Here is a 10,936-nt window from a genome sequence, read left to right on the forward strand (position 1 = left end):
TTGTGTAAATCGGCGATACAATCGAGTAGGGGTACATAGCGCGGCACATACGATAAGCGTTCCGTTCATCCAGCGAATCGCTTCCGCTTCATTCATATGAAACCATATGCTGTACATATCGTGAAGCGCCTGACCGACTATCGCGATCAATCCCCCTGCTAAAAAAGCTTTCAACATACATTCCCTCCTATCGATCGACAAAATATATCCAATGAAAAAGAGAACCTGCCACTTTGCCAAATACCATCGCCATAAGTAATATGACAATTTGCTCATCGATACCAAGTCGCTTCGCTAAAATCGGAAATACGTTTAATACTTCGGTTAGCGCCGCCGCAAGCATGCCGACAAACACGCCGCTACAGAGGCCGATGACGCTTGCAAGTATAGGAGGAAGAGAAAAAAGAGGATCGCGCAGGCTAATCCAACTGCTTACAACCGCTCCAAGTACAACTCCCCATTCATACGTCGCAATCCATTTCATCGTTTTCGTTAACTGCGTTAAACGGGGAATGACGCCAAGAACAGTTAAAAACGCTACAAAACCTGATCCGACAGCTAACCCTCCTGCTAATCCGACAAACGCTACAATGAGCTCACGAATCATCGTTCATTCGCCTCATCGCTTCTTTATTTTCATGCATAATGACGTATTGATCGAGCGACTGTTGATATTGGAACATTTCAACTTCAAGCGGGCTCGGCTCTTCATTAATGCGCTTTTTAAAAAAATGATTAAAAAATAAAATCATGCCAAGACCTAATCCGAGCGAATATGGAATTTGAAACCATAGCGGCTTGACGACTTCCTTCCCTGTAATGACCCGATATAATCGTTGTTGCACTTGTTGCATGCTCACATCTTCATGAAAATTCATAATGGCAAGCCCTGATCCGACAAACAAAAGAAGCCAAACGACCGGAACGTACAAATAGCCCCATCGTTTTTTTTCATACACCACTTCAACAATCGTTTGCGACGGTCCAAGTGATTGAATGTCAACGTGTGGAACGATGGCCAACAAAGTTTTCATCACATGCATCACATCAATAATAACAATGTTGCGGTCCTTCTTTTGCACTGTATAAATGGGCACTTGCCTAAGCTCGTCCATTCGTTCATTTGCAATCACTTGTGCGACGTCTCCTAATCGAACGGTTGCGTTCGGTTGTACTTGTATACGATGGCGCATTTTCAAAAAAACTGTCCCTTTCATACTGACACCTTGCTTCCTTCATGATATTTGTAGTATGGGATATATGTGTATTCTGTATGCATAAAAGCCCGAACGGACTTATTCATCCATTCGGGCTTTCATTTGTTGCAATATTTTTTTTTCTAAACGAGATACTTGCACTTGAGAGATGCCTAATCTAGCTGCCACTTCTGATTGTGTTTGATCTTTATAGTAACGCAAGTAAACGATAAGCCGCTCACGTTCATCAAGCTCTTCCATCGCCTTTTTTAACGCAATTTTGTCAAACCAAACATCTGGTTCATCGGCAATTTGGTCGAGCAACGTAATCGGATCGCCGTCATTTTCATACACCGTTTCATGAATGGACGTTGGCGAGCGAATAGCTTCTTGCGCTAACACAACGTCTTCTGGCGCAATGTGCAAAAACTCGGCAATTTCATTTACCGTCGGGACGCGGCCGTTTCGTTTCGACAATTCATCTTTTGCTTTTCTTATTTTATTACCGATTTCCTTTAGCGAACGACTCACTTTCACCGAACCGTCATCGCGAATAAAGCGTTGAATTTCCCCAAGAATCATCGGTACAGCATATGTGGAAAACTTAACATCGTACGACAAATCAAACTTATCAACCGATTTCATTAAACCGATACAACCGATTTGAAACAAATCTTCCGGCTCGTATCCACGGTTTAGAAACCTTTGTACAACCGACCAAACAAGGCGCATATTTTTCTCAATGATTTCGTCGCGCGCTTGCTGATCTCCTTGCTGACTTCTCCGAATCAATTGTTTCATCTCGTGATCTTTGACAGCTTGTACCTCGACATCCATAGGCACGTCTCCCTTAATTGCATAACGCTTTGCTTTTCGTTACATGCTTAATCAGCTCCACGGTCGTTCCTTCATTCACTTTGGAATAAATGTTCACTTCATCCATAAAGTTTTCCATAATCGTAAACCCCATGCCGGAACGTTCAAGCTCCGGTTTTGTCGTAAATAACGGCTGCCTTGCTTCTTCAACGTTTTCAATTCCTTTTCCGCAATCGCGAACAGTTAAATGGACGGTATGCCCTTCAATGATGACGGAAATATATACGATGCCGCTTGGATCGTTTTCATAGCCGTGAATAATCGCATTTGTCACCGCTTCCGATACAACCGTTTTAATTTCAGTCAGCTCATCAAGCGTTGGATCAAGCTGTGCGACAAATGCGGCAACAGTCACACGGGCAAATGATTCATTTTGGCTGAGGGCAGAAAACTGGAGGTGCATTTCATTTCTCATTTACGCCACCCCCAATGCTTGTAATGCATACTGTTCGTTTGCTTCTAAACGAATAATCTTAAACAATCCTGACATATCGAACAAACGCTTAATGGATGGAGAAACAGAACAAACAACCATCTCCCCACCAAGTCGTTGTATTTGCTTATATCTGCCTAAAATGACACCTAATCCTGAACTATCCATGAACGTTAACTCATTCAAGTTTAAAACGATCGCTTTCACTCGCTCGCGTTCCAATACATCGGTTACAGCTGCACGCAGCTCTTCTGCTGTATGATGATCTAACTCACCAGCTAATCGAACGAGCAACACATGTTGTTTCACTTCTAATTGAATCGATAAACTCACGATTGTTTCCTCCTTATCCGCTTAGGTTAAGGAAGAATTCGACTGATTTATGCTTCAATCCTTCTTGCCGACAAAACTAGTAGTCATTCGCCCCATTTCGTCAAGATGTGCGTGAGAAGGAGCTGAACATTCGTTTAAATAATTCCCACATGTTTGCTTCTTCTACTTGTTCTTTCGCCACTAAAGGACTTTTCGCAATCACCGAACCGTCTTTTTTAATGATGAGCGTGCCAAGCACATCTCCTTTTTTCACCGGTGCTTTCACTTTTTCGTTTAATTTCCATGCCGCTTTTATTGCCTCAGACTTTTCCCCTTTTTTCAATAAAACAGAAAGCGGTTCAGACGTCACAACGGCGACTGATCGTTTCTTTCCTTTGCTGACAGGAAGCGTCGTAATCGTTTCCCCTTTTTTATAAAGCGGTTTCGTCTCATAATGGCTAAACGCATAATCTAACATTTTTGTAATTTGCGCATTTCTCGCCTTCGGTGTTGGCGCCCCAAAAACGACGGCAATGACGCGCATATTGCCTTTTTTCGCTGTCGCGGTTAGACAGTATTTTGCTTCGCTCGTATAACCTGTTTTCAACCCGTCAACACCTGGATAAAATTTGACAAGTCGATTCGTATTGACGAGCCAAAATTTTTTATCTGTATGTTGCCTCAAGTAGTCTTCGTACGTACCTGTGTACTTTGTAATTAAATCGTATTTTAATAACTCTTTTGCCATAACCGCCATATCGTAAGCCGTGCTATAATGATTTTTTGCTGGTAAACCGGTCGTATTTTCAAATGTTGTATGTTTTAGACCAAGTTGCCTCGCCTTCTCGTTCATCATATGAACAAATGCTTCTTCTGATCCCGCAATGCGCTCTGCTAGTGCGACGGATGCATCATTGCCCGATCCGATTGCCACACCTTTAAGTAAATCGTCTACTGTCATTTCTTCCCCAGGCTCCAGAAAAATTTGCGATCCACCCATCGATGCGGCATATTCACTCGCCCGCACTCGCTCGTCTAGCTTCAACTTTCCTTGATCAATAGCCTCCATAATGAGAAGCATTGTCATAATTTTCGTCATACTCGCTGGTGGAAGCGGCTCATGGGCATTTTTTTCATACAAAATAGCCCCTGTGTCTCTCTCAATTAAAATTGCTGATCGCGCCTCAGGTGCTAATTCAATTTTCGGCTGCTCCGCGCGCACAACGACGCTTGGAAGAAAAAGCAACGCGATAGCAAACATGCAAAAAAATCGCTTCATCTCCAACCCTCCATTTCTTTATACTTGCCATCCTTTCCATTTTTTATTTTTTTATACATAAAAAAACCTGAAGGAGTGACTCCTTCAGGTTACGAAATTTTATCGTAAATTAATGTTGGTGCTTGCACAGGGGTTGCTGAGATGCGAATGTTTTCATATAGTTTTTGTTTTACATCATCCACTTGTTCACGGTTGCTGTAAATTGTAACGAGCGATTCACCTTTTTTCACCGCATCACCAACTTTTTTGCGAAGCACGAGACCGACAGCTAAATCGATTGTTGATTCTTTCGTCGCTCGCCCTGCACCAAGCCACATCGCCGCCGTTCCGACCGCATCCGCGACAATTTCGGATACGTATCCATCTTCTTTCGCTTCTAGTTCAATCATATATTTTGCTTGCGGCAATTTGCTCGGATCATCAACAACAGACGCGTCGCCGCCTTGCGCAGCTAAAAACGTTTTAAACGTTTCAAGTGCGGAGCCGTCTTTCATCGCTCGTTCTAACATATGGCGAGCTTCCTCAAGCGAAGATGCTTTTTCAGCTAAATATACCATATGGCTTCCAAGCACTAAGCAAAGTTCTTGTAAATCTTCCGGTCCTTCACCTTTTAACGTATCGATTGCCTCTTTTACTTCAAGGGCATTTCCGATCGCATAGCCGAGCGGTTGGCTCATATCGGAAATAATCGCCATCGTTTTTCGACCGACGCGATTTCCGATATCGACCATCGCTTTCGCCAACGCTTTTGCATCATTTAAATCTTTCATAAATGCGCCTGCGCCCGTTTTCACATCAAGCACGATCGCATCAGCGCCAGCAGCAATTTTTTTACTCATAATTGATGAAGCAATGAGCGGAATGCTGTTGACCGTTGCCGTCACATCACGAAGCGCATACAACTTTTTGTCCGCTGGCGTCAAGTTACCAGACTGACCGACAACGGCAATTTTATTTTTATTCACAAGGTTGATAAATTCATCGTTCGTAATTTCAACGTGAAAACCTGGCACCGATTCTAGTTTATCGATCGTTCCACCCGTATGTCCAAGGCCGCGTCCGGACATTTTCGCAACCGGAACACCGACAGAAGCAACGAGCGGTCCGAGTACTAACGTTGTCGTGTCGCCCACACCACCTGTGGAATGTTTATCCACTTTTACTCCTTCAATTTTTGAAAGGTCGATCGTATCGCCTGAATGCACCATCGCCATCGTTAATTCAGCTGTTTCTTCTTCGTTCATGCCGCGGAAGAAAATTGCCATCGCCAACGCGCTCATTTGATAATCAGGAATGTCACCTTTTGTATACCCTTCAATGATAAACTGAATTTCTTCTTTCGTTAATGCATGACCGTCTCTTTTTTTCTCAATTAAATCGACCATTCTCATTGTGTTCACCTTCTCGTTCAGTTTTTAGCCATGCGGCGCACGATCGCTTTTACAAATCGCAAAAAGTCGGCTTTTACTTTTTCCGTCGTCTCGATCACTTCATCATGCGTAAGCGGCTGATCTAAAATGCCGGCCGCCATGTTAGAGATGCAAGAAATACCGAGCACTTCCAACCCAGCATGGCGCGCAACAATGACTTCAGGCACAGTAGACATTCCGACCGCATCGCCACCCATCATGCGAATCATGCGAATTTCAGCTGGTGTTTCATAGGCTGGACCCGTATTAGCAACATACACTCCTTCACGCACGCGTAAGCCAATCTCATTCGCGACATCTTTTGCCAGCTGGCGAAGTCGTTTACTGTACGCTTCGGTCATATCTGGGAAGCGTACGCCAAGCGACGAATCGTTTGGACCGATGAGCGGATTGCCACCCATGTTGTTAATATGATCTGAAATAATCATTAAATCGCCTGGCTCGAACGACTCATTTACCCCACCTGCCGCGTTCGTAACAACGAGCTGTTCGACGCCGAGCGCCTTCATGACACGAATCGGAAACGTCACCTTATCAAAGCTGTACCCTTCGTAGTAATGGAAACGCCCTTGCATGACGACAACCGTTGCGCCTTCTAACTGACCGTATACGAGTTGGCCTGCATGTCCTTCGACTGTCGATACAGGGAAATTCGGAATGTCACTATAAGGAATTTTGATTGCTTGTTCGATCTCGTCTGCTAACACACCTAAACCGGAGCCAAGAATTAAGCCGATTTGTGGTGGATTAGGAAACTTTTCTTTTAAAAATTGTGCCGCTTGTTCAATTGCTGCTCGATTCATATGTTCACGCTCCTCATTCTAAATCACGTAAAAAGCTTGTTCCATGTGCTGGCATCGCCACGCCAAAGTTTTCCGCAATCGTTGCACCGACATCTGCGAACGTCTCGCGAAGCGGAAGTTGTTTTCCCCCGTCCATGCTCGGGCTATAAACGAGGAGAGGGACGTATTCGCGCGTATGATCTGTTCCATGATGTACAGGATCATTGCCGTGGTCAGCTGTAATAATTAATAAATCATCATCTTTTAAACGTTCAAACACTTCTGGTAAACGGGCATCAAACTCTTCTAACGCATCACCGTATCCTTTTGGATCGCGACGATGACCGTATAATGCATCAAAATCAACAAGGTTCACAAAGCTGAGTCCTGTAAAGTCCATTTGTAACGTATCGACTAATTTGTCCATTCCGTCCATGTTTGATTTTGTGCGCAACGTTTGTGTCACACCTTCGTTATCGTAAATGTCAGCAATTTTACCGATGGCGATCACATCGTATCCTGCATCTTGTAATTCATTCATGACTGTACGACCAAACGGTTTTAACGCATAATCGTGACGATTCGCTGTCCGTTGGAAACTTCCTGGCTTCCCAATGAATGGACGAGCAATGACACGACCGACCATATATTTTTCATCAAGCGTCAATTCACGCGCAATTTTACAAATACGATACAATTCTTCTAACGGAATGATTTCTTCATGCGCTGCGATTTGCAACACTGAATCGGCTGACGTATATACAATAAGCGCACCTGTTTCCATATGTTCAGGGCCAAGCTCATCAATAATCGCTGTGCCACTTGCTGGTTTATTACCGATCACTTTTCTTCCTGTTCGTTTTTCTAATTCATCAATCAACTCTTTTGGAAATCCGTCAGGAAACACTTGAAACGGCGTATCAATGCGAAGACCCATTAACTCCCAATGTCCTGTCATTGTATCTTTTCCAGCCGATGCTTCTTGCATTTTCGTAAAATAAGCAAGCGGCTTTTCTGCTTTCGGAATCCCTTGAATTTCACGAATATTGCTTAAGCCTAACTTCGCCATGTTCGGCATATGTAAGCCACCGCGATGTTCGGCAATATGCCCAAGCGTATCCGCACCTTTGTCGTTATATTTTTCGGCATCTGGCGCTTCACCAATTCCAACTGAGTCCATCACAATTAAAAATACACGTTTATATGTAGGCTTCACCGTTTTACCTCCCCAATCGCTTCATTCGCTTCATAGCATACCCACTATGAAACAAAATCACGCATCGTTCATATTTGTCAGAAGTCTGACAACTAAATTATAAAACGTTTTCATAATGAATTGCAATAAAAAAACTGTGACAAATCATCGTCACAGTTATGCTCTCGGATGAAACTGCTTGTACACGTCTTTTAAGCGCGTTTTCGTGACGTGCGTATAAATTTGCGTTGTCGAAATATCTGCATGTCCAAGCATTTCTTGCACGGCGCGTAAATCGGCGCCATTTTCTAATAAATGCGTTGCAAATGAGTGGCGCAACGTATGTGGCGTTAACGTTTTTTGAATGTTTGCTTCTTGGGCGAGCCGTTTTAAAATTTTCCAACACCCTTGCCTTGTTAGCCGCTCGCCGTGATGGTTTAAAAACAATGCATCTGTCGTTCCTTTTTTTCGTTGCAGCAACTCTGGACGACCTTGTTCCATGTACCGTTTTAATGCTTCTGTCGCCATTTTTCCGATCGGAACGATTCGCTCTTTCCGCCCTTTTCCGTAACAACGAATAAACCCCATCGTTAAATGAACATCGGATATGTTTAATTGAATAAGCTCACTCACGCGAATGCCTGTCGCATACAACAACTCGAGCATCGCCTTATCCCGAATGCTAAACGGTGTGTTTTGTTTCGGTGCTTCCAATAACGCTTCAACTTCCGCCATCGACAACACGTTTGGCAATTTTCTCGGCAGTTGCGGTGTTTCAATATGAACAGTCGGATCTTGGTCGACTACTTTTTCACGTAATAAAAATTGATGAAATGACCGAACAGACGCCAGATGGCGCGCAATCGTTTTTGGCGAACTTCCTTTTTCTTTTAAAAACTTTAAAAATTGCATAATATGAAAACGGGTGACATCATTCCAACGACATCGTTGCTCAACTTTTTGTAAATATTGAACATATTTTTTTAAGTCACGTTCATACGATACGATCGTATTATGAGCTAAATTTCGCTCAACAATTAAATAGTGAATAAAATCTTTTACTTGATCTTCCACACGCATCCTACTCCCCGTTTTGATAAAAAAACAACAGTCGATCGAGCCAATTCGTTTCTTGCCGTTCAGTCGTTGATGCTTTCACAGCTGATCCCATCGGCTCGTCGTAACGACGGTAATAGTTATATTCCTCGCTCATCCATACAATACTATAATAAAATAAAATCGTACATCCCGTAAATAAAAGAAACACTTTTAGCACGTCCACCATTCTTCTCATCGCATACCTCCGTCAACTGTCATATAGTAAGAGGATATGCCCGTTTCATCGCGTTTTATACATAAATGAAAAAACCTTTTCATAGACGAAAAGGTTTACTGTTCTTCATGCTTCTCTTGACAACGATAACAAATGCCGTGAAATGTTAAACGGTGATCTTTAATTTTAAAATTCCAATCCCGTTCTACAATCGCTTCGACATCTTCTAATAAATCTTCTTGAATTTCATCGACCGCCCCACATTCAATACACACTAAATGGTGATGAAAATGCGCCGCACCTTCCTTACGAAGATCGTAGCGGGAAACGCCATCCCCGAAGTTAATTTTATCGACAATTTTCAATTCTGTTAATAGCTCCAACGTGCGATATACTGTCGCTAACCCTATTTCCGGTGCTTTTTCTTTCACGAGGAGGTAAACATCTTCCGCGCTTAAATGATCTTCTTCATGTTCAAGCAACACTCTTACTGTTGCTTCCCGTTGCGGCGTTAATTTATAGCTTGCGGCATGCAATTGTTTTTTAATTCTTTCAAGGCGACTTTCCATTTTCATTCCCTCCCTCGTTACTCATTCTCATTATAACAAAAGAAAGGAACGTGTCAAAATAAAATGATTATAAACTGATAAATAAAATGATTATTAAATAATAATTATTTTTCTATTAATTCCACAACTTCTTTCATGAGCAACGGGGATACGTATGCTTCAAGCGAAGATGCAAACACTAATGCGATGCTAAACGATAACATGACAAACGTATAACGAAGCATCGCTCGAAAAATTGGTTCAGACGTTCGTTTCACAAATTGATGTCGAATCATTTTTAAAGAAAACGAAATCGATACAGCGGCCATCATAATAAAAATGGGAACGAGAATAATATTTTGCGGGACGACAGAGACGAAAGCTAACAAAAATCCGTTCCATCCCATTTGATTGACTAAAAATCCAACGGTAAAACCGACAACAAGCCCTTTTAAAAATAATAAAATTAAAATAAGTGGTAACCCTACAAGCGACATTGCTAAAATCCACATCAACCCAATATATTTTAAATTTTGTAAAAAACTTTCTTTCCATACGTCATGCGCACTTGCAATATGTCCCGCAGACACTTGTCCAAAAAAATTCGTTAAATAATAATATAAATCTTGTTTTTGACTGAAACTTAAACTGTTGACAACAATAGCGCCAAAAACAACACCCATCACAAAAAGAACGACGGTAAATACATATGTCGTATAATGTTCTTGTACATGCTGCCCCCATGTTGTCGTCCATGATCGCTTTCTCATCGCTCCATCCCCCTACACGTTCTGTTACTACATTGTATGGGAAAAGGAGCGTGATATGACAAAAAGCGGTCGAGATGACCGCTTTACGCCTGCAATTGCCAATATAAAAGAGCATAAATCGTTTTTGCGTCATAAATTTGTTTTTCTTCGACCATGTTTAGTGCTTCTTCTAACGTCACTTCAAGCACATCGACAAACTCGTCATCATCAAGCATTTGCTTTTCGCTTTTTTTCGTTAATCCTTTAGCAAGAAATATATGTACTAATTCATCCGCAAATCCTGGGGAAGTGTAGAAAGAGTGAAGCGGCTCCATGTCCTCGCATACATATCCTGTTTCTTCCTCGAGTTCACGTTTCGCTGTTTGAAGCGGTTCTTCCCCTTTTTCTAGCTTTCCTGCTGGAATTTCAACGAGCATTCGCTCCAATGCTTTCCGATATTGACGAACAAGCACGATTTTATTTTCTTCTGTGATCGCAAGTACCGCAACTGCTCCAGGATGTTTTACAACTTCTCGCTTGCTCATTTCTCCGTTCGGCAACAACACATCTTCAACATATACGTCAATCACTTTTCCTGAAAAAATGCGTTGCTTACTGATCGTTTTTTCATATAAATGATCCATTGTTTCACCACCATCTTATCGTTTCATAATTGATTGTACTACATACTTAAAGACAAATGGGAAAAATATACCCTACGTTCATTTATAAAAACTAAATTAACAAATAGTAACAAAATTCATACTTGACATATATGAATACTTAAATTAAGATGTTAAACAGTTAAGAATATTTCGTTTTTATAAGGGGGATAGAGGATAGGATAATGAAAAAGTTAATTA

The 10,936-nt window shown here is 42.0% G+C and carries 15 protein-coding genes; all 15 read right to left on the bottom strand.

The features are described from left to right. A partial coding sequence (locus tag V7Z64_RS06075; protein WP_334109738.1) for a SpoVA/SpoVAEb family sporulation membrane protein occupies positions 1 to 276 on the bottom strand: 276 nt, incomplete at its 3' end. After that, positions 188 to 607 (bottom strand): stage V sporulation protein AB, encoded by a 420-nt coding sequence (locus V7Z64_RS06080; protein WP_297991396.1) that lies wholly within the window; start codon positions 605 to 607, stop codon positions 188 to 190. The genes V7Z64_RS06080 and V7Z64_RS06075, both read right to left, overlap by 89 nt. Continuing rightward, positions 597 to 1,217 carry a stage V sporulation protein AA gene (locus V7Z64_RS06085; protein WP_297991394.1) on the bottom strand — a complete coding sequence of 207 codons (621 nt, stop codon included), beginning with the start codon at positions 1,215 to 1,217 and terminating at the stop codon, positions 597 to 599. Before V7Z64_RS06085 ends, V7Z64_RS06080 begins: the two co-directional genes overlap by 11 nt. 78 nt (positions 1,218 to 1,295) lie before the next feature. Beyond that, positions 1,296 to 2,033, bottom strand: a complete 738-nt coding sequence (sigF, locus tag V7Z64_RS06090; RefSeq protein ID WP_297991391.1) for an RNA polymerase sporulation sigma factor SigF — start codon at positions 2,031 to 2,033, stop codon at positions 1,296 to 1,298. Positions 2,034 to 2,046: 13 nt separating this feature from the next. Continuing rightward, positions 2,047 to 2,487, bottom strand: a complete 441-nt coding sequence (gene spoIIAB / locus V7Z64_RS06095) for an anti-sigma F factor (RefSeq protein ID WP_003394361.1) — start codon at positions 2,485 to 2,487, stop codon at positions 2,047 to 2,049. Beyond that, the gene (gene spoIIAA / locus V7Z64_RS06100) at positions 2,488 to 2,838 is read right to left on the bottom strand and encodes an anti-sigma F factor antagonist (protein ID WP_297991388.1); all 351 of its coding nucleotides are present in this window, start codon (positions 2,836 to 2,838) and stop codon (positions 2,488 to 2,490) included. Positions 2,839 to 2,938: 100 nt separating this feature from the next. Next, the gene (locus V7Z64_RS06105; protein ID WP_297991386.1) at positions 2,939 to 4,096 is read right to left on the bottom strand and encodes a D-alanyl-D-alanine carboxypeptidase family protein; all 1,158 of its coding nucleotides are present in this window, start codon (positions 4,094 to 4,096) and stop codon (positions 2,939 to 2,941) included. An 89-nt stretch (positions 4,097 to 4,185) separates the two neighbouring features. Beyond that, complete coding sequence (locus tag V7Z64_RS06110) at positions 4,186 to 5,487, bottom strand: pyrimidine-nucleoside phosphorylase (protein WP_297991383.1); 1,302 nt, start codon at positions 5,485 to 5,487, stop codon at positions 4,186 to 4,188. 17 nt (positions 5,488 to 5,504) lie between these two features. Further along, the gene (locus tag V7Z64_RS06115) at positions 5,505 to 6,329 is read right to left on the bottom strand and encodes a purine-nucleoside phosphorylase (RefSeq protein WP_297991380.1); all 825 of its coding nucleotides are present in this window, start codon (positions 6,327 to 6,329) and stop codon (positions 5,505 to 5,507) included. Between the two features lie 13 nt (positions 6,330 to 6,342). After that, positions 6,343 to 7,524 carry a phosphopentomutase gene (gene deoB, locus V7Z64_RS06120; RefSeq protein WP_297991378.1) on the bottom strand — a complete coding sequence of 394 codons (1,182 nt, stop codon included), beginning with the start codon at positions 7,522 to 7,524 and terminating at the stop codon, positions 6,343 to 6,345. Positions 7,525 to 7,680: 156 nt separating this feature from the next. Then, a complete protein-coding gene (gene xerD, locus V7Z64_RS06125; protein ID WP_009373815.1) occupies positions 7,681 to 8,577 on the bottom strand; it encodes a site-specific tyrosine recombinase XerD in 897 nt (298 codons plus the stop codon). Positions 8,578 to 8,584: 7 nt separating this feature from the next. After that, positions 8,585 to 8,797, bottom strand: coding sequence for a YqzK family protein (locus V7Z64_RS06130; protein WP_297991376.1), 213 nt, complete (start codon positions 8,795 to 8,797; stop codon positions 8,585 to 8,587). Between the two features lie 95 nt (positions 8,798 to 8,892). Then, positions 8,893 to 9,345: a ferric iron uptake transcriptional regulator gene (gene fur, locus V7Z64_RS06135; RefSeq protein ID WP_009373818.1), complete on the bottom strand. Its 453-nt coding sequence runs from the start codon at positions 9,343 to 9,345 to the stop codon at positions 8,893 to 8,895. Positions 9,346 to 9,449: 104 nt separating this feature from the next. Further along, the gene (gene spoIIM, locus V7Z64_RS06140) at positions 9,450 to 10,094 is read right to left on the bottom strand and encodes a stage II sporulation protein M (RefSeq protein WP_009373822.1); all 645 of its coding nucleotides are present in this window, start codon (positions 10,092 to 10,094) and stop codon (positions 9,450 to 9,452) included. 83 nt (positions 10,095 to 10,177) lie between these two features. Beyond that, positions 10,178 to 10,717, bottom strand: a complete 540-nt coding sequence (locus tag V7Z64_RS06145) for an NUDIX hydrolase (RefSeq protein ID WP_297991372.1) — start codon at positions 10,715 to 10,717, stop codon at positions 10,178 to 10,180. Positions 10,718 to 10,936: the final 219 nt, after the last annotated feature.

Origin of the sequence: Anoxybacillus sp., from assembly GCF_036834105.1 — a bacterium.
In the GTDB taxonomy this organism is placed as follows: Bacteria; Bacillota; Bacilli; order Bacillales; family Anoxybacillaceae; genus Anoxybacillus.

Coding starts and splice junctions, on each gene's coding strand:
- spoIIAB (WP_003394361.1), bottom strand. CDS start 2,487: ATGAGAAATGAAATGCACCTCCAGTTTTCTGCCCTCAGCCAAAATGAA.
- V7Z64_RS06105 (WP_297991386.1), bottom strand. CDS start 4,096: ATGAAGCGATTTTTTTGCATGTTTGCTATCGCGTTGCTTTTTCTTCCA.
- V7Z64_RS06110 (WP_297991383.1), bottom strand. CDS start 5,487: ATGAGAATGGTCGATTTAATTGAGAAAAAAAGAGACGGTCATGCATTA.
- V7Z64_RS06085 (WP_297991394.1), bottom strand. CDS start 1,217: ATGAAAGGGACAGTTTTTTTGAAAATGCGCCATCGTATACAAGTACAA.
- V7Z64_RS06145 (WP_297991372.1), bottom strand. CDS start 10,717: ATGGATCATTTATATGAAAAAACGATCAGTAAGCAACGCATTTTTTCA.
- sigF (WP_297991391.1), bottom strand. CDS start 2,033: ATGGATGTCGAGGTACAAGCTGTCAAAGATCACGAGATGAAACAATTG.
- spoIIM (WP_009373822.1), bottom strand. CDS start 10,094: ATGAGAAAGCGATCATGGACGACAACATGGGGGCAGCATGTACAAGAA.
- fur (WP_009373818.1), bottom strand. CDS start 9,345: ATGGAAAGTCGCCTTGAAAGAATTAAAAAACAATTGCATGCCGCAAGC.
- V7Z64_RS06115 (WP_297991380.1), bottom strand. CDS start 6,329: ATGAATCGAGCAGCAATTGAACAAGCGGCACAATTTTTAAAAGAAAAG.
- V7Z64_RS06080 (WP_297991396.1), bottom strand. CDS start 607: ATGATTCGTGAGCTCATTGTAGCGTTTGTCGGATTAGCAGGAGGGTTA.
- V7Z64_RS06130 (WP_297991376.1), bottom strand. CDS start 8,797: ATGAGAAGAATGGTGGACGTGCTAAAAGTGTTTCTTTTATTTACGGGA.